Source organism: Tropicimonas sp. S265A (assembly GCF_049800835.1).
Classification (GTDB): Bacteria; Pseudomonadota; Alphaproteobacteria; order Rhodobacterales; family Rhodobacteraceae; genus Dinoroseobacter.
Genome location: NZ_JBNAFU010000001.1, coordinates 1238969 through 1256914, shown reverse-complemented (window position 1 = coordinate 1256914; position 17946 = coordinate 1238969). Strand labels below are relative to the sequence as shown.

At 62.9% G+C, this 17946-nt stretch carries 17 protein-coding genes; 4 read left to right on the top strand and 13 right to left on the bottom strand.

Going from position 1 to position 17946, the window contains the following annotated elements; all coding sequences use genetic code 11:
* Positions 1 to 3 precede the first annotated feature (3 nt).
* The 9 genes from ACP15N_RS06245 to trpS all read right to left on the bottom strand — a co-directional run bounded on the left by ACP15N_RS06245 (position 4) and on the right by trpS (position 7630).
* Positions 4 to 1128, bottom strand: a complete 1125-nt coding sequence (locus tag ACP15N_RS06245) for an ABC transporter permease (RefSeq protein WP_425091358.1) — start codon at positions 1126 to 1128, stop codon at positions 4 to 6.
* On the bottom strand, positions 1128 to 2693 hold the full coding sequence (locus tag ACP15N_RS06240; protein WP_425091357.1) for an ABC transporter ATP-binding protein: 1566 nt from the start codon (positions 2691 to 2693) through the stop codon (positions 1128 to 1130). Before ACP15N_RS06240 ends, ACP15N_RS06245 begins: the two co-directional genes overlap by 1 nt.
* A gap of 72 nt (positions 2694 to 2765) precedes the next feature.
* A complete protein-coding gene (locus ACP15N_RS06235) occupies positions 2766 to 3773 on the bottom strand; it encodes a BMP family lipoprotein (protein WP_425091356.1) in 1008 nt (335 codons plus the stop codon).
* 166 nt (positions 3774 to 3939) lie between these two features.
* Positions 3940 to 4359 carry a GNAT family N-acetyltransferase gene (locus ACP15N_RS06230; protein WP_425091355.1) on the bottom strand — a complete coding sequence of 140 codons (420 nt, stop codon included), beginning with the start codon at positions 4357 to 4359 and terminating at the stop codon, positions 3940 to 3942.
* Entirely contained in the window at positions 4356 to 5033 is a 678-nt protein-coding gene (tsaB, locus tag ACP15N_RS06225) for a tRNA (adenosine(37)-N6)-threonylcarbamoyltransferase complex dimerization subunit type 1 TsaB (RefSeq protein WP_425091354.1), read from the bottom strand. The genes ACP15N_RS06230 and tsaB overlap by 4 nt, the downstream gene beginning before the upstream one ends.
* Positions 5023 to 5586 carry a NifU family protein gene (locus tag ACP15N_RS06220; RefSeq protein WP_425091353.1) on the bottom strand — a complete coding sequence of 188 codons (564 nt, stop codon included), beginning with the start codon at positions 5584 to 5586 and terminating at the stop codon, positions 5023 to 5025. Before ACP15N_RS06220 ends, tsaB begins: the two co-directional genes overlap by 11 nt.
* Before the next feature lie 79 nt (positions 5587 to 5665).
* Positions 5666 to 6121, bottom strand: coding sequence for a universal stress protein (locus tag ACP15N_RS06215; RefSeq protein WP_425091352.1), 456 nt, complete (start codon positions 6119 to 6121; stop codon positions 5666 to 5668).
* Between the two features lie 132 nt (positions 6122 to 6253).
* The gene (locus ACP15N_RS06210) at positions 6254 to 6403 is read right to left on the bottom strand and encodes a hypothetical protein (protein WP_425091351.1); all 150 of its coding nucleotides are present in this window, start codon (positions 6401 to 6403) and stop codon (positions 6254 to 6256) included.
* 192 nt (positions 6404 to 6595) lie between these two features.
* A complete protein-coding gene (trpS, locus tag ACP15N_RS06205; RefSeq protein WP_425091350.1) occupies positions 6596 to 7630 on the bottom strand; it encodes a tryptophan--tRNA ligase in 1035 nt (344 codons plus the stop codon).
* A gap of 79 nt (positions 7631 to 7709) precedes the next feature.
* Here trpS and ACP15N_RS06200 point away from each other — a divergent pair, with 79 nt between their 5' ends.
* Complete coding sequence (locus ACP15N_RS06200) at positions 7710 to 8393, top strand: rhomboid family intramembrane serine protease (RefSeq protein ID WP_425091349.1); 684 nt, start codon at positions 7710 to 7712, stop codon at positions 8391 to 8393.
* On the opposite strand, the gene murJ is transcribed toward ACP15N_RS06200, so the two are convergent.
* The 3 genes from murJ to ACP15N_RS06185 are packed head-to-tail and all read right to left on the bottom strand — an operon-like array spanning position 8390 to position 13947.
* Positions 8390 to 9982: a murein biosynthesis integral membrane protein MurJ gene (murJ, locus tag ACP15N_RS06195; protein WP_425091348.1), complete on the bottom strand. Its 1593-nt coding sequence runs from the start codon at positions 9980 to 9982 to the stop codon at positions 8390 to 8392. The two genes, ACP15N_RS06200 and murJ, sit on opposite strands and share 4 nt — an antisense overlap.
* 4 nt (positions 9983 to 9986) lie before the next feature.
* Positions 9987 to 12863 carry a [protein-PII] uridylyltransferase gene (locus tag ACP15N_RS06190; RefSeq protein ID WP_425091347.1) on the bottom strand — a complete coding sequence of 959 codons (2877 nt, stop codon included), beginning with the start codon at positions 12861 to 12863 and terminating at the stop codon, positions 9987 to 9989.
* Complete coding sequence (locus tag ACP15N_RS06185; RefSeq protein ID WP_425091346.1) at positions 12772 to 13947, bottom strand: penicillin-binding protein activator; 1176 nt, start codon at positions 13945 to 13947, stop codon at positions 12772 to 12774. Before ACP15N_RS06185 ends, ACP15N_RS06190 begins: the two co-directional genes overlap by 92 nt.
* Positions 13948 to 14057: 110 nt before the next feature.
* Here ACP15N_RS06185 and rsmI point away from each other — a divergent pair, with 110 nt between their 5' ends.
* From rsmI to gshB, 3 genes are all read left to right on the top strand, one after another.
* Positions 14058 to 14909 (top strand): 16S rRNA (cytidine(1402)-2'-O)-methyltransferase, encoded by an 852-nt coding sequence (gene rsmI, locus ACP15N_RS06180; RefSeq protein WP_425091345.1) that lies wholly within the window; start codon positions 14058 to 14060, stop codon positions 14907 to 14909.
* 35 nt (positions 14910 to 14944) lie between these two features.
* Complete coding sequence (locus ACP15N_RS06175) at positions 14945 to 15352, top strand: YraN family protein (RefSeq protein ID WP_425091344.1); 408 nt, start codon at positions 14945 to 14947, stop codon at positions 15350 to 15352.
* 86 nt (positions 15353 to 15438) lie between these two features.
* Positions 15439 to 16380 carry a glutathione synthase gene (gene gshB / locus ACP15N_RS06170; protein ID WP_425091607.1) on the top strand — a complete coding sequence of 314 codons (942 nt, stop codon included), beginning with the start codon at positions 15439 to 15441 and terminating at the stop codon, positions 16378 to 16380.
* On the opposite strand, the gene ACP15N_RS06165 is transcribed toward gshB, so the two are convergent.
* Positions 16377 to 17888: a YifB family Mg chelatase-like AAA ATPase gene (locus ACP15N_RS06165; protein WP_425091343.1), complete on the bottom strand. Its 1512-nt coding sequence runs from the start codon at positions 17886 to 17888 to the stop codon at positions 16377 to 16379. The genes gshB and ACP15N_RS06165 overlap by 4 nt on opposite strands.
* Between the last annotated feature and the right edge of the window lie 58 nt (positions 17889 to 17946).

Below are 17946 nucleotides of genomic sequence, written 5' to 3'. Positions count from 1 at the left end.
CTCCTATTCCGCAGGCTCCGCGCCTTGCGCGGATTGCTGGCGCGCGCGGCGGCGGGCGAGAAAAACCTTCTCGATCGGGCTGCGCACCATGTTGTCAAGCGCTCCGGTGAACAGGATCACCAGGGCCTGGATGACGGTGATCAATTCGCGCGGAATGTCCGTCCAGAGCGCCAGTTCCGCGCCACCTTGGTAGAGAAACCCGAACAGGATCGCTGCGAGCAAGACGCCGACCGGGTGCGAGCGGCCCATCAGGGCAACCGCGATGCCGATGAAGCCGGCCCCTTCGACGGAATTCAGAACCAGGCGCTCGGCCTCCCCCATGACATTGTTGATGGCCATCAATCCGGCCAGCGCGCCCGAAATGAGCATGGCGATCATGGTGATGCGGATAGGTGAAATCCCGGCATAGATCGCGGCTGTTTCGGAATGTCCAAAGGCGCGGATCTCGTACCCGAGCTTGGTGCGCCAGATCAGCAACCAGAGCAGAAAGCAGGCGAGTAATGCGACCAGAAGCGTGACATTCGCGGGGGCAGCGCGTGAAAACTCTATGCCAAGTGGGGCCAGGATTTCGTGCAGGGTGGGCAGGTTTGTGGTCTCGGGAAAGCGGGCAGAGGCCGGGTCCATCGAGCCCGCAGGGCGCAATTGGTTCACCAGCACATAGTTGAGCACTGCGGCCCCTATGAAGTTGAACATGATCGTCGTGATCACGATATGGCTTCCGCGCTTGGCCTGTAGATAGGCGGGAATGGCCGCCCAAGCCGCACCGAACAGCGCCCCGGCCACCATTGCGCCGACCAGCGCAAGCGACCAGTGCGGCCACGGAATGAAAAGGCAGGCAAGGGCAACGCCCAGCCCGCCCAGGGTCGCTTGCCCTTCGCCCCCGATATTGAACAGCCGCGCATGAAACGCGATCGCGACCGCCAGACCGGTGAAGATGAAGTTGGTCGCATAGTAAAGGGTATAGCCCCAGCCATAGGTCGACCCGAGTGCGCCTGTCACCATAAGCTTGACCGCTTCGACCGGGTCTTCGCCGATGGCGATGATCACAAGGCCCGAGATGAGGAACGCAATCAGAACCGAGATCAGCGGGACGAGAAGCGCATCGACCCATTTGGGCATCGTGTCCATCACAGGGCCTCCTGCAACTGCGAGGCGGTGCTGGCGGTTTCGGCAATCCCGGCCATGAGCAGGCCAAGCTCTGCCTCGTTGGTTTCCGCAGGCAGGCGTTCACCCATGATACGGCCGTCGAACATGACCGCGATCCGGTCGCTAAGCGCCATGATCTCGTCGAGTTCCACCGAAACAAGCAGTACGGCTTTTCCAGCATCCCGCAGGGCGATGATCTGCTGATGGATGAATTCGATCGCGCCGATATCGACGCCGCGTGTCGGCTGTCCGACCAGCAAGAGATCCGGGTTCCGTTCGATCTCGCGGGCGACGACGATCTTTTGCTGGTTGCCGCCTGAAAAGTTCTTGGCCGCCTGCCAGCAGTCCGGCGGTCGGATATCGAACTTCTCGATCTTGGCATTCGTATCCGCGCGCAGGGCCGCATTGTTCATCAAGAGACCCCGCTTGTAGGCCGGGTCGTCATGATACCCGAACGCAACGTTTTCCCACGCGTGATAATCCATGATCAGGCCTTCGCGCTGGCGGTCTTCGGGGACATGGGACACGCCCGTCTTGCGCCGCGTACGACCGTCGGATGCGCGTCCGGTCAGATCAATCTCCTGACCGTTGATCTCGATCCGGCCCGTGGCCTCCCGCATGCCGCCTAGCACTTCCAGCAATTCGGACTGGCCGTTGCCCGCCACCCCTGCGATGCCCAGTACCTCTCCGGCGCGGATCTGGAATGCGATGGATTTGACACGTTCCACCCCGAGACCGTCGACGACCTTTAGCTTTTCGACGTTGCAGATGACTTCGCCTGGTTTTGCAGGGGCCTTGTCCACCCGGAGCAGAACCTTGCGGCCTACCATCAGCTCGGCCAGCTGTTCAGGGCTGGTTTCCGATGTCTTGACCGTTGCCGTCATCTGCCCGCGCCGCATGACGCTGACCGTGTCGGTCGTGTCCATGATCTCCCGCAGCTTGTGGGTGATCAGGATGATGGTTTTACCCTCGGCCTTGAGCCCTTCGAGGATACGGAACAGGTGGTCCGCCTCCGTCGGGGTCAGCACGCCCGTGGGCTCATCCAGGATCAGGATGTCGGCCTTGCGGTAGAGCGCCTTGAGGATTTCCACGCGCTGCTGGTAGCCAACGCTCAGGTCTTCGATCTTGGCATCCGGATCGACGTTGAGCCCGTATTCATCGGACAGTTCTTGCAGGAGTTTCCTGGCCTTGGCGAGCGACGGACGCAAAAACGCGCCATCTTCGGCCCCGAGGATGATGTTCTCGAGAACCGTGAAGTTTTCCACCAGTTTGAAATGCTGGAACACCATGCCGATGCCGGCGCGGATCGCGGCCTGACTGTCTGGGATTTCGGTTTGTTTTCCGTGGATCCAGATCTCCCCTGCGTCGGCCTTGTAAAAGCCGAACAGGATCGACATCAGCGTGGACTTTCCGGCGCCGTTCTCGCCGATAATACCGTGGATCGTGCCCGGCATCACGCGGATCGAGATGTCCTTGTTGGCCTGCACGGGCCCGAAGGCTTTGGATATGCCCTTCAGCTCAATCGCTGGCGCAGCGCTGTCTGCCATGGAAGCCCCCGCTTCAACCGGATCACCGCGCGAACAGGTCCGCGCGGTGTGTTCTTGGTGCTGATCCGCAGATCAGAAGGTCAGGACAGGGCAGCTGTCATTGGCGTAGTAGCTGGTAACTTCCAGATCACCGGCAACGATGGCTGCTTTGGCCTTTTCCACCGCGCCGATCATGTCTTCGGTCAGCAGGCTTTCGTTGTTCTCATCTACAGCGTAGCCCACGCCTTCGTCCGCAAGGGACAGGGCAAGCTGGCCGGTCTCAATCGCGTCGCCCGCGATCAGGGCGTTGTAGACGGCCACGTCCACCCGCTTGAGCATCGAGGTCAGGACAGAGCCTGGGTGCAGGTGGTTCTGGTTGCTGTCCACGCCGATGGACAGAATGCCCTCGTCCGCTGCGGCTTGCAGCACGCCGACGCCGGTGCCACCTGCCGCAGCATAGATCACGTCCGCGCCCTGGCTCACCTGCGCGCGGGCCAGTTCGCCGCCGCGCACCGGGTCGTTCCATGCCGCCGGCGTTGTGCCGGTCATGTTCGGGATGATGTTGATATCAGGGTTCACGGCCTTGGCGCCTTGCGCATACCCGCAAGCGAAGTGACGGATCAGCGGGACGTCCATACCGCCGACAAATCCGATCGTGCCGGTCTGGGATTTCTTGGCGGCCATCATGCCAACGAGGTAGGAGCCTTCGTGTTCCGCGAAACTGATGGCGAGCACGTTGGGAAGTTCATCGAGGTTCGGAAAGAACCCGTCAATATTCACGAAGGTGATATCGGGGTAATCTGGCGAAACCTGTGTGACGGGGTCGGCCATCGCGAAACCGGTCGTGATGATCGGGTTGGCCCCGCGTTCGGCAAACCGGCGCAGGGCCTGTTCGCGCTGCGCTTCCGAGCTCAACTCGATCTCGAGGTACTTGCCGCCGGTTTCTTCGGCCCAACGCTCGGCGCCGCGGAATGCCGCTTCGTTGAACGATTTGTCGAACTTCCCGCCGAGGTCGAAGATAACGGCAGGTTCCGCAAGGACGGCGCCGGCCGACAACACTGTCGCGGCAACGGCGCCCGCCAAGGTTTTCATCATGGACATCCTAGATACTCCCAGTTGGTTGGCCCGTGCAGCCTCTCGGGGGGCTGCTTGTGGGTGTCGAGCAATTTTGCACTGCAGCGAGTAAGGCGGCAGGCCCGGTCAGGGTCAAGTGGGATTTGCGCAGGGGCCTTGTGTTTTGCGGGCGAACACCAGCGATGACCCGAAGTCATCCATGCGCAAGGCGTTTGCGCAGGATCAGGGCAGAGACCCGTTCGCCGTCCGAATGCTGGTAGTAGCCGCTGCGTTCCCCGGCTTGCTGGTATCCCGCGCGGCGATAGAGCTCCAGCGCCGGTGCATTGTCGGCAGCCACTTCGAGGAATGCCTCCTGTGCCCCCTTTTTCAGGGCTGTATGCTCAAACGCGGTCATCAGCGCACGTCCGGTGCCCATGCGGCGCGCGGTCGGTGCCACGGCCAGGGTCAGCAACTCGACTTCCGGACCTGCGACCCGGCCCAAGGCAAAGCCGGTTTTCGACGTTTCAAGGAACGCGCCCGTGTTGGCCAGAAGGTCCGCAAACTCGGGCTCCGTCCAGGGACGCGGGGTGATGAAACACGCGCGGTGCAGCGCCGCGAGGTCCGCAGGTGTCATCCTTGCAAGAGCACCGGCGCAGGCTTTCCGGGCGCCGCATCGGCGGGGCGCACGTAAAGCGGCTTTGGGCTCTGTGGTGTTTCGCGGTCCACACAGAGCCGCCGTTCCGCGATGCGGACGAGGCGACGGGGCAGGTCCTCGATCTCCGCCTGGATGGTGCTGCATTCAAAGGCGCTGCCAACCTGGTTCGCTGCAAAGCCCTGAACGACCACGCCAAAAGACATCTGCAGGTCGCCGGGCGGGCCAGTTGGATCAATCAGCTGCGCGGTCCCGTTAGGCCGTCCGCGACGGAACGGTTGGACGTAGGCCTGTTCCCGTGGGGCGGGCAGGGATACCAGCAGGCTGTCGGCCATGTTCCCATGGGCCATAACCTCGAACATTGATACCCCTATGGCGGGAATGCCCAGACCCATGGCAAGCCCCCTCGCGGCTGCGACGGAGATGCGAATGCCGGTAAAATTGCCCGGGCCGACTCCGACAGCGATCGCGTCCAGATCGGCCCATGCTTTGCCGGTGCTTGCCAGCATCTCCTCCAGGAGAGGTATCAGCGCTTCGGCCTGTCCGCGCTGCATCGGGCGTATTTCTTCAGCGATGATTGCATCATCACATAACAAAGCGGCCGCGCAGTGCGCGGCCGATGTATCAAACGCCAGAATGGTCGGGTCAGGCGGCAACCGGGCGCACCTCAAGCACTTCGGGGATGTAGTGGCGCAGAAGGTTCTCGATCCCCATCTTCAGCGTCAGGGTCGAGGAGGGGCATCCCGCGCAAGCGCCCTGCATGTGGAGGTAGACGACACCGCGTTCGAACCCGTGAAACGTGATGTCACCACCGTCCTGCGCCACTGCCGGGCGTACACGCGTGTCGAGCAACTCCTTGATCTGGTTCACGATCTCGCCGTCCGGCCCCTCATGAGCAGCGTGACCTGCGGGCGCCTCTGCCTCTCCGGTCATGACGGCGTCGCCAGACTGGAAATGCTCCATGATCGCCCCCAGAAGTGCGGGTTTGATATGGTCCCACGCCACTTCGTCAGACTTGGTCACGGTGACGAAATCATTCCCGAAGAACACGGCCTTCACACCGGAAACAGCAAAAAGGCGTTGCGCCAAGGGCGAACTGGAAGACGCCTCGGGCGTCGGGAAATCGGCTGTGCCGGTCTCAAGAACTGCTTGTCCGGGCAGGAATTTCAACGTGGCCGGGTTGGGCGTGGATTCGGTCTGGATAAACATGAGTCAGCTCCATTGGCGTGACCCTGTATATGCGGTTTCCGACCGCAAAGGTCAAGAATTGGAATGGTTCTAAGTTCGCTCAGCAGACACTTTCCAACTGATCCTTGCTCAGCTCGCCGGGAACGATGGTGAACGGGATCGGGGACGCGCCTGCAAGTTTCGTCATCGCGGTAACAAGCGGACCGGGCCCCTTGCGTCCGGACCCGGCGCCAAGAACGAGGATTCCGATCTCGGGGTCGTCCTTGATCTGTCCGAGCACCTCATCGACCGGTTCACCCTCCCGGATAACCAGTTCGGGATCGACGCCTTGCTTGTCGCGCATCCACTTGGCGAACACCTCGAAATGGGCTTCGATCCGCTCGCGGGATTCCTCGCGCATGACCTCGCCAACACCGATCCAGTGCTGAAACTCATCCGGAGGGATCACCGAAAGGATCTGGACGCTGCCGCCGGTCTTGGCCGCGCGCATGGCCGCGAACCGCATCGCGTTCAGGCACTCTCGGCTGTCATCCAGAATGACAAGAAATTTGCGCATATCCATTCCTCCGCCCGCGATGATGGCGCAACCACGCTGCACAGGCAACCACGGTGCATGCGGACAAGCGGATGGGCGATGTCGGGGAAGAGCGGGGTGGCGAGGCGGTTTCGCGCCTCGCCCACTGTTCTGCTAGGCAGCCGGGGCGAAGCCCAGTTGGTAGGACATCGACACGGATGCCTCTTGTTTTTTTGTCGTATCGCCGGCTGGCAATTTCTCGGGGCCTGCCGTCGAGGTATTCTCTTTCCGCACGGATTGCGGAACCGCGTTCAGGTACGCCATAAACACCTCCTTAGAGTGGGAGGCCGACACATAGGCGATGCACGCCCGCTTGCCAAGCCTCGTGTGCATGGAAGCTATGCATTTTCTGCAAAGGTTTTATGTCACAGGTTGTAAAAATTAGGCAGCACGTCGAAAATTGTTAGCGGAAACAAGGGGGTCCGCATCTGGTCGCTGAAGACCGAAAAATCGGTATCAGGCGCCGACCATTCCAACGATTTCGTAGGTTTTCTTGAGAATCGGGGCAGCAATCGTCCGCGCGCGCGCCGCGCCGTCGGCCAGCATGCGGTCGATTTCTGCCGGATCGTCCATCAGGCGCGACATCTCTGCCGAGATCGGGCCGAGTTTATCGACCGCAAGTTCGGCGAGCGCAGGCTTGAACGCCCCGAATTGCGCACCGCCATGTTCGTCCAGAACTGCCTGCGGTGTGATCTCTGCCAGCGCGGCGTAGATATTGACCAGATTGCGCGCCTCCGGACGGTCGTCGAGGTCCTTGAGCGCCTCCGGCAAGGGATCGGGGTCAGTGCGGGCCTTGCGGATCTTCTTGGCGATGGCGTCTGCATCATCGGTCATGTTGATGCGGCTCATGTCGGACGGGTCTGATTTCGACATCTTTTTCGACCCGTCGCGCAAGCTCATCACGCGCGTTGCAGCACCTTCGATCACCGGTTCAGTGATGGGAAAGAACTCAACACCGTAATCGTGGTTGAACTTCGCCGCGATATCGCGCGTCAACTCCAGGTGCTGCTTCTGGTCCTCGCCCACCGGAACCTGCGTGGTGTGATAGACGAGAATGTCCGCCGCCATCAGCGCGGGGTAGCCGAACAGGCCGAGCGAGGCGTTTTCCGAATGCTTGCCCGCCTTGTCCTTCCACTGGGTCATGCGGCCCATCCACCCCATGCGCGCCACGCAGTTGAAAATCCAGCCCAGCTGCGCGTGCTCAGGCACCTGGCTTTGGTTGAAAAGCATGGATTTGGCCGGATCGAGCCCAGCAGCAATGAAGCCTGCCGCCAGTTCGCGGGTGTTGCGGGTCAGGGCCGCCGGGTCCTGCCAGACTGTGATCGCGTGCAGGTCCACCATGCAATAAAGCGTTTCGATACCGGTTTCCTGCATCTCGACAAAGCGTTTCATCGCGCCGAGGTAGTTACCGAGCGTGAGCCCACCGGAGGGCTGGATTCCGGAAAAAACCCGCGGGGTAAAGGCGGCGTTGGCGGTTGCGGCGTCGGTCATGCAGGCGGGCTCCGGTGTGGACGTTATTGCGCGCTTCGCTTAACCGTGGGGCGTCTTGGCGTCAACTGAAGGGCCTGCGATGACCCCAACCCCCGAAAGTCCGTTCAACCCGTTGCCGCGGTCCGTCGTGGCTCTGGTTGTGGTCATCCTCGGGATAGAGGTTCTGTTCAACCTTGGTGCGCGCGGGATCATCGGTGGTCCGGACGCGGTGGGTTGGCGATTGGCTGCGATCGAGGACTGGGCTTTCATTGACCGGGTTTTTGACTGGATGCTTGCCAACGGGCGGTTCCCGCCGGAGCAGCTTGCCCGTTTTGTGACCTATCCGCTGATCCACATGAATTTTACCCATGCGGTGTTCGTTGCGATTTTCGTGCTGGCCATCGGCAAGATGGTGTCGGAGGTGTTTGGCGGTCTCGCGTTCCTGTCCGTCTTCTGGGTGTCGTCCGTGATGGGGGCGCTCGTGTACGGGCTGGTGTTGCAGACGGACCTGCCACTGGTGGGCGGGTATCCGGGGGTCTACGGGTTGATCGGCGCGTACACGTTCCTGCTCTGGGTCGCGTTGATCAACACGGGCGGTCCGCAGGCGCGCGCCTTTGGCCTGATCGGGGTGCTCTTGGGCATTCAATTGTTTTTTGCGGTTTTCTTCGACACTGGCATGGACTGGATCGCCGACCTGTCGGGGTTCGTCGCAGGGTTCTTGATGTCTTTCGTGGTCAGCCCCGGTGGCTGGGCCCGGCTGATGGCCAAACTGCGCCAGCGCTAGCGGCGTTTCAGGGCGGCGCGAAACTCCGAAATTCGGAATGCGCCCAGGACCTGGCCGAGCGCGAAGTAGCTGCCGATCCCGGCGGCCACAACCAGCGTCAGGGCCGCGTAGCGAAGCCCTGCCGTTGTCAGCGCATCTTCCATCGCAACGGACAGGCCCCAGATCACAACCCCCATCCCGAGGGCGGCCAGAACGATGCGCCAGATCCGACGCGCGAACCGGTCGTCGAACTGCGCCGCATCCCCGAGGCCTTTTGCCCCGCGCGCCAGAAGCCAGACCATCGCCCAGCCGGCCATGGTCGTGCCAATGGCCGCGGCGATGTAGCCGATCAGCGGGGCAAGGCCGATGGCAACCACGGCGTTGACCAGCATCGCCCAGAACGCATATCGCAGCGGCGTGCGTGTGTCCTCACGGGCGAAAAACAGCGGTTGATAGACCTTTTGCAGAACAAAGGCCGGCAGGCCGAGGCCGTAGACCGCGACCGCCAGTGCCGTTGCCGCTGTGTCCTCGGCGGTGAACCGCCCCCGCTCGAACAGGACCGATACCAGCGGCGTGGCAATCACGCACAAGGCGACCGCAGCCGGAATGGTCAGGGCCAGGCAGATTTCGGCAGCGCGGTTGAACGCGTTCTTGCCCCCTGCGTCATCTCCCGCGCCAAGCCGGCGCGACAGGTCCGGCAGCAACACCACGCCAATCGCGATGCCCACCACACCGAGGGGCAATTGGTAGAGCCGGTCGGCGAAGTTGAGCCACGCGATGGCGCCCTCGAAGAATGACGCAACCTGCCGTCCGACCAGCAGGTTGATCTGGATGACCCCGCCCGCCAGCGCGGCCGGAGCGGCGACGATTGCCAGACGTTTGAGTTCCGGGGTCATGCTGGGCCAGCGCGGGCGCAGGTCAAATCCGGCTGTCGCGGCCGCGCGCCAGAGCAACCAAAGCTGCGCCAGTCCGGCGAGAACCACGCCAATCGCCAGCATCGTGCCGTGATGCAACCCCTCTATCCCAGCGGCGGCCGCGGTGCCGATGACAATCGTTTCGGCCAGAACACCGCTCTCAGCGGTGAACAGCAGCACGATCAGAATGATATTCAGCAGGACAGGTGCTGCCGCGGCGGCGGCGAACCGGCCCGTCGCGTTCAACACTCCGGACAGCAGGGCCGCGAGAGAGATGAAAAGAATGTAGACGAAAACGATCCGGCCGAAATCCACCGCCAGATCGAAACGCACGTCCCCCCGGAAGCCCGACGCCATTGCCAGCACCAGCCACGGCATCGCGGCAAGCGCCACAAGCGTGAAGACCACAAGAACCGTCGCCAGTCCCGACAGGGCATCACGGGCGAACCCTTCTGCATCCTCGCCCGCTTCTACCCGTTTGGAAAACATGGGCACAAACGCCATGTTGAACGCGCCTTCGGCAAAGAACCGGCGGAACATGTTGGGCAGCGCAAACGCGACGAAAAACGCGTCAGCCACCGGGCCCGCGCCAAGTGTTCCAGCGATCAGGATATCGCGGACAAAACCCAGAACACGGCTGAGCATCGTCCAGAGGCCAACGGTCAGAAAGCCCGCAACCAGACGGATCGGCTTCATCGGCTCACGGCGCCTCTTGCGCTCGCTCCGCCCCGTGTTCAATCGCCTCGCGCAGCCGTTTCTCTATTGTGGCCTGCTTGGCAGCGCCGTGCAGTTTCAGCCCGAACATGTCCTTGACGTAGAAGGTATCCACGACCTGAGCCCCGTAGGTCGCGATTTGGGCGGAGGCGATGTAGATATTGGCGCTTGCCATGGTGCGGGCCAGATCGAACAGCAGCCCCGGACGGTCGCGGGTGTCGACTTCGATCAGGGTGTAGATCTCCGACCCTTCGTTGTCGAAACTGATGGAGGTCGGGAAACGGAACTGGGCTTCGCGTTTCTTGACCTTGTCGCGAGACTCGAGCGCCTCGCCCGCGACGACCTCGCCCGACAGCGTCTTGTCGATCATTTTTTCCAGACGTTTGTGACGGCTTTCCGCAAAAGGCGCGCCGTCGCCGTCCTGCACCCAGAAGCACGCGGTGACGTAGCCGTCCTTGGTGGTATAGGTGCGTGCGTCCACGACATTGGCACCGACCAGCGCAAGCGCACCGGCCAGACGCGCGAAGATGCCGGGATGATCGGCCATCGCAAAGGCCACGCGGGTCACGTCGCGGTCCGTGTCCAACGAGAAATCGACGCGCACCTGATCGTCCGGAATGTCCCTGAGAAGCCGCGCGATGGTGACATGGGCATCCATCGGCAACCCCTGCCAGTAGGGGCCGTAGTGGCGTCCGGTCTCGCGTCGCAGATCCTTGGTGGGCCAGTCCGACAGGGCCGCACGGAGGGCGCGCTTGGCCTCTGCCTCCCGGTTTTCGCGATTGATGTCTTCCAGCCCGTTCTCAAGCGCGTTCGCGGTCTCGCGATAGAGCGAGCGCAAAAGCTGCGCTTTCCAATTGTTCCATGTGCCGGGCCCGACGCCGCGGATATCGCACACCGTCAGCACTGTCAGCAGTTCCAGCCGTTCCTTGCTGCGCACCGCCTTGGCGAAGTCGCGGATCGTGCGAGGGTCCGACAGGTCGCGCTTCTGCGCCATGTCCGACATCAGCAGATGATACCGCACCAGCCATTCGACCGTCTCGCAATCGGCCTTGTTGAACCCCATGTGTGGGGCAATGCGGCGGGCAATTTGCGCCCCCACGACCGAATGATCTTCCTTGCGCCCCTTGCCGATGTCGTGGAGCAACAGCGCGGCGTAAAGCACCTTGCGGTTCACGCCGCGTTTCAGGATGCGGCTGGCGACCGGCAGTTCCTCGATCAGCTCGCCGCGCTCGATCTGCGCCAGGGTCGAGATGCATTGCAACGTGTGCTCGTCCACCGTGTACTGGTGGTAGACGTTGAACTGCATCATCGCGACGATCTTCTGAAACTCCGGGATCAGCGCGCCCAACACGCCCAGTTCGTTCATCCGCCGCAGTGCGCGTTCGGGGTTGCCGTGCTTCAGGAGCATGTCGAAAAAGATGCGGTTGGCTTCCTTGTCCGATCGAACGGTGCGGTCCAACAGGTGCAGCTTGCCCTTGATCAGCCGCATTGCGTCCGGGTGCAGCAGGTAGCCCGTGCGCAGCGCCTCTTCGAAGATGCGCAAGATGTTGACGGGTTCGGCGAAAAAGCTGTCGGGATCCTTGATGGCCAGACGGTTCTGGCGCACCTCGTACAAGTCCTTCACTTCGACCTTGCGGCCCCGGCGCAGCAGCTTGAACAGGCCCGGTTCGCGCTTGGCGTGACTGGCTTCCAACGCCGTGAGAAAAATGCGGGTGAGGTCGCCGACGCTGGTGGCGTGGCGAAAATAGAGTTGCATGAAGTGTTCAACCGCACGCCGCCCGTCGCGGTCGGTAAAGCCCATGCGGTCGGCCACTTCGACCTGCATGTCGAACGTCAGCTGATCGGTCGCGCGTCCGGCAATCAGGTGCAGATGGCAGCGAACCGCCCACAGAAACGTATCGGCTGTATCGAACAACACCTGTTCTTCGGGGGTGAACACACCCAGGCGCACCAGTTCTTCGACCGTTTCGACGCCATGCACATACTTCGCGATCCAGTACAGCGATTGCAGATCGCGCAGGCCGCCTTTGCCTTCCTTCACGTTCGGCTCAAGCATGTAGCGCTGGCCACCCTGGCGTTTGTGACGTTTCTCCCGCTCGTCGAGCTTTGCCTCGATGTAGTCCTGCGTGGTGTTGTGAAACAACTCCGTCTTGAGGCGTGTGCGCAACTCGTCGGCAAGGGCTGCATCGCCCGTCAGAAAGCGGTTTTCCAGGAGGGCGGTGCGGATCGTGTAGTCCTCCCGCCCCAATCGGAGGCAGTCCTTGACCGTGCGCGATGCATGACCGACTTTCAGCTTAAGGTCCCACAGGATGTAAAGCGTCGTCTCGATCACGCTTTCGGCCCATGCGGTGATCTTGTACGGCGTCAGGAACAGCAGATCGACATCCGAATGCAGGGCCATCTCGCCCCGCCCGTATCCGCCAACACACAGGACGCTCAACCGCTCGCCATCGGTGGGTGTCGGGGTGGGGTGGGCATACCGGGTCGCGATGGATACGGCGCTGGTCACAATGCAATCTGTCAGCCATGCGTAGGCGCGCACCGTCTCGCGTGCGCGGAACGGTTGTTCGGCGAAGGCAGTCGCGATCGCTTGCAGGCCATTCTTGCGAGCGATCTTCAGGATCTTGGTTGCGGCCGCGCGCTGGGATCCGGCCTCGCCCGTGGTGCAGGCGGTGTCCAGTGCCTCTGTAACGGCGTCGAAATCGAAGATCGTGTGGGGCGCGCAGATCAGCGTTCCGCCGGTCAGGGGCGGCGCGTGAGGGCGCGTGGCATCAGAAACCAGCACCAGAGAAACTCTTTGGTGCTGGTGAGACGATTGTGACCTGCCGATCGACGATCTGGGCCACGGCCAGGGCCCGTTCATTCGTGCCATCGGCGCGGAAGCGGAACACCCCGCTGACACCGGCGAAGCCAGCCCCTTGTGTCAGGGCGGAGGTTGTCAGCGCGCTGGAACCATCGGACGCGACCAGCGCACCTATGGCGGCCATGCCGTCATAGGCGAGGCCCGCAATCGGATGCGGCGGCGCGCCGTAGGCCGACTGATAGCGGCTCTGGAACTGGCTGGTCGGGCCTGGATCCGGCAGCGCGAACAAGCCGCCCTGAACGCCCGGTAGATCGAGGGTGCTCGGCGGAATATCCCAGCGTGTGAGCCCGACAAGCTGAGTGACCGTCGGGTCCACGCCGTTCTCCAGCAGAAGCTGCGACAAGAGCGGGACGCCGCCCGAGGTGTCGTCCGCAATCACCAGCGCCTGAGCGCCGTTGTCGCGGACCAGATCGGCAATTTCGCGCACTGCATTGATCACACCGTTCTGCGAGGCCTCGTAGCCGATTGTGCCGGCATTGCCTGCGCCAGAGCTTGCAATCGCGTTCGTTACCGCATCGCGGCCGATCACGCCGACAGCCGTCTCCGGGTAGGTGACGACCATCGAACTGCGGCCTTGCGAATTCGCGTAGGACACCACGCGCCGCGCGGTGTTGTCGAACGTGTTGCCAAGCACAAAGACGTTGCCGCCTGCGATCTCCGTGTTGTTCGAAAAGCTCAGGACATTCACGCGCGCGCTCGAAACTGCCACCCCGGCGGCATTCGCGGACGCGCCATAGACCGGTCCGAGGATGATCTTGGCGCCATCGCGCACCGCTTCGCGGGCGACGGTGGCTGCCTGGTCCGGGTTGCCTGCGGTGGCATACACCTTCAAGTCAACCTCGACCCCGTTCAGATCAGCCATTGCAAGCCGTGCGGCATTCTCCAACGACTGGGCGAGACCGGTTTCAGCGGCGTTCTCCGACCCGTAGGGCACCAGCAGGGCGACCGGCACGGGTGCGCTGGCGTTGATCGACGGCCCCCCGCCCGTCGCTGGCACGTCGCAGGCCGCCAGCACCAAAGCAGCGCCCATTGACAAGGCCGATATGCGTAAAGCCTTGCGCGTCTTCGAAAAAGCGGGGAGCATTCGGGCCTCCGGAGCACAATCGGAAAAAGGTCGGACTACGCCGGTGAACCTAGATAACCTCGGGCGATAAGTAAACGGCTGCGCGCGCATCAGCAAAGGGATGGCAGAACATGGCAGAGTCACCGGCCGGCCAGCTTGTGTTTGTTACCACACCAATCGGCAACGCGCGCGATATCACCTTGCGGGCGCTCGACGTGCTCCGCGCGGCGGATGTTCTGGTTGCGGAAGACACGCGAACGCTGCGGCGGTTGCTGGAAATCCACGGGGTGCCGCTGTCAGGACGACCGCTTTATGCCTACCACGATCACTCTGGCGACCGGGACAGGGCGCGTGTGCGCGGCGCGCTGGAGCAGGGGCTGATGGTGGCCTACGCGTCCGAGGCCGGAACGCCCCTGATCGCGGATCCGGGTTATGGCCTGATCGCGGCAGCGCGCGAAGTCAGTGCGACGATCACCGCGACACCGGGGGTTTCGGCTGCCATAACGGCGCTGAGCCTGTCCGGGCTGCCCACGGATCAGTTCCATTTCTATGGGTTCCTGCCGTCGTCCAAAGGCGCGCGCTGCAAGGCGCTGGAGGGCCTGCGCCCGGTTCCCGGCACGCTGGTGTTCTACGAAAGCCCGAACCGGATCGGCAAGGCCTTGCAGGACATGGCCAATACGCTGGGCCCGAACCGGGCGGCAGCGCTTTGCCGGGAACTGACCAAGAAGTTCGAAGAAGTGGTGACCGGCACGCTGGCAGACCTTGTCACCCGATCCGCAACAGCCACCTGGAAAGGCGAGATCGTCGTGCTGGTTGGTGCCGAAGGCGCCGTCGAACCAGACGCGCTTGATGTCGACGAGGCGCTTGAGACGGCGCTCCGCGATCAGTCCGTGAAGGACGCGGTCGCCGTTGTGACGGAAGCCACCGGTCTGCCGCGGCGGCAGATCTATCAACGCGCGTTGGAAATCTTAAAGGATCGGTAAGACCGCCGAACTACCAATCGCATATGCAAACGCAGTTGCCTGACACCGCGGTGCCGTGCGCGCCGCTCACCCCGGAAGCCGCGCGCCGCAGTGCCCGTGGCAAACGCGCCTACCTGAGCGGGGCGTCCGCCGAACAGGCGGTCGCGCGGGCGTATCTCCGACGCGGCTGCACCATGTTGGGCGAGCGGGTGCGGATCGGCCCCGGCGAGATCGACCTTGTCTTCCGGCGCGGGGATCTTCTGGTTTTTGTCGAGGTCAAGGCGCGGATCAGTCATGACCGTGCTCTGGAAAGTCTAACGCAGGCACAACTGGCACGGTTGGCGGCATCCGCGCAGTGCTTTCAGGGTGCACATCCCGAATTGGAATTGCTGGATATGCGCATTGATCTGGCGCTCGTTGATGGCACCGGCCGAATTCAGGTGGTGCCGAACATCACATTGTGAGCTTGCCCGGCGGCCGGAGCCATTGCACCTGACCGTCCGACAAGGCAAGACGGGGCGGCAAGTCCACTGCGGAGCCGCCGATGACCTTGAAGATTGCCTTTCAGATGGACCCGATCGCAGGGGTCAATATCGACGCCGACAGCAGCTTTCGCCTCGCCGAGGAGGCTCAGGCGCGCGGGGCAACGCTGTTCTTCTACGGGCCCGACGCCATTTCGTACGACGAAGGGCGCATCACCGCGCGGGGCCAGTTCGGCACGGTGCAGCGGGTGGCAGGCGCACCGGCGCAGCTTGAGGCTCCTGAAACGGTCGATCTGTCCACGTTCGATGTCGTCTGGCTGCGTCAGGACCCTCCGTTCGACATGGGCTACATCACCACAACCCATCTGCTGGACCATCTTGCGGGCAAGGTCCTCGTGGTCAACGATCCGTTCTGGGTGCGCAATTCACCCGAAAAACTGCTGGTGTTGCAATTTCCTGACCTGACGCCACCGACCATGATCGCGCGTGATCTGGACACGTTGAAGGCATTTCGCGCGCGCCATGAGGACGTGATCCTCAAGCCGCTTTACGGCAATGGCGGCGCTGGGGTCTTTCGTCTGACGCCGGAGGATCGCAATCTCAACTCTCTGCATGAGCTATTTACCGGCATAAACCGCGAACCGCTGATCATGCAGAAGTTTCTGCCCGACGTGGCACGCGGAGACAAACGCGTGATCCTTGTGGACGGGGACCCGGTGGGCGCGATCAACCGAGTGCCTGCTGCAGGCGAGACCCGATCGAACATGCATGTCGGCGGGCGGGCCGAAAAGATCGCACTGGATGATCGCGATCTGGAGATTTGCGCCGCGATTGGCCCGTACCTGCGGGAAAAGGGGCAGGTGTTTGTCGGCATAGACGTCATCGGTGGTTGGCTGACGGAGATCAACGTGACCTCCCCAACCGGTCTGCAGGAGCTCGAACGGTTCGACGGCACCAACGCGACCGGCTTGATCTGGGACGCTATTGAGCGGCGCCTGTCTGAAGCCTAGCTTCCGGATGCGGGCAGTCGGTAGCTGAGCGCCTCGGCGAGGTGGCTGCGCAGCACGTGCTGCTCTCCGGCAAGGTCCGCAATCGTACGTGCCACTTTCAGCACCCGGTGATATCCGCGCGCAGACAGGCTGAACCGCTCTGCGGCCTGCTGGATCAACGCGCGCCCCTCGTTGTCAGGGGCCGCGACCTCCTCCAGCAGTGCGCCTTCGACATCGGCATTCACATGCACATCCGGCGCCTGCGCGTATCTTTCGTCCTGTCGGGCGCGCGCGGCGGCGACCCGTGCACCGATGACCGTAGAGGTTTCTCCGGTTGCGGGCAGGTCCAGATCGGTGAAGCTGACGGCGGGCACGTCGATGCGCAAGTCGAACCGGTCCAGTAGAGGTCCGGAAATGCGCCCCATATAGTCCTCCCCGCAGTTGGGCGCGCGCGAACAGGCTTGCGCCGCGTCGAACATCATTCCGCATTTGCAGGGATTTGCGGCGGCAACCAACAAGAAGCGACAGGGGTAGCGCATATGTGCATTCGCACGGGCCACGACCACGTCGCCGGTCTCAATCGGTTGACGCAGGGTTTCCAGAACCGTGCGTGGAAACTCCGGGAACTCGTCCATGAAGAGCACCCCGTTATGCGCCAGAGAGATCTGGCCCGGTTTCGCGCCCTTGCCGCCGCCCACAATCGCCGCCATGGATGCGGTGTGATGCGGTTCCTGAAAGGGGCGGTCGCGGGAGATGCCGCCAGCGTCGATCAGCCCGGCAAGTGAATGGATCATCGAGGTCTCAAGCGCCTCGACCGCGGACAGGGGCGGCAGGATTCCGGGCAGGCGTTTGGCCAGCATCGATTTGCCCGCGCCAGGGGCTCCGACCATTAACAGGTGGTGCCGCCCGGCGGCGGCGATCTCCAGCGCCCGTTTGGCGCGTTCCTGCCCCTTCACATCGGCCATGTCGCGCGTGCTGGCTGCGCGCTGCGCCTCGCCCGGAGACGCGGGCGCGATCGGGTGTTCGCCGGAATAATGCTGGATGACCGCGCGCAAGCTGTTGGCCCCGATCACATCTGTCGCGCCGACCCAGGCCGCCTCCGCCCCGCAGCGCTCGGGGCAGAGCAGCGACTTCTGCGCCCCTGCTGCGGCGAGCGCAGCGGGCAGGGCGCCGATCACGGGTACAAGCGTGCCATCAAGGGACAGCTCGCCCAAAGCCACGGTCTGTGCGACCAGTTCCGGAGGGACCACCGACAGGGCAGCCAGCAGTGCTAGCGCAATCGGCAGATCGAAATGCGAACCTTCCTTGGGCAGATCCGCAGGCGAAAGGTTCACCGTGATCCGCTTGGAAGGCAGCGCCAGTCCCAAGGCGCCGATGGCGGCGCGCACACGCTCCCGCGCCTCAGAGACGGCCTTGTCTGGCAGACCCACGATTGAGAAGGACGGCATGCCGGGCGACAAGGCGCATTGCACCTCCACCGGGCGGGCCTCCACCCCTTCGAACGCAACTGTATGGGCACGCACCGACATCTGACCCCCGCGGGAAAACGCAACCCGTTAACCCTTCGCGAGGTTTGGTTAATGCCCG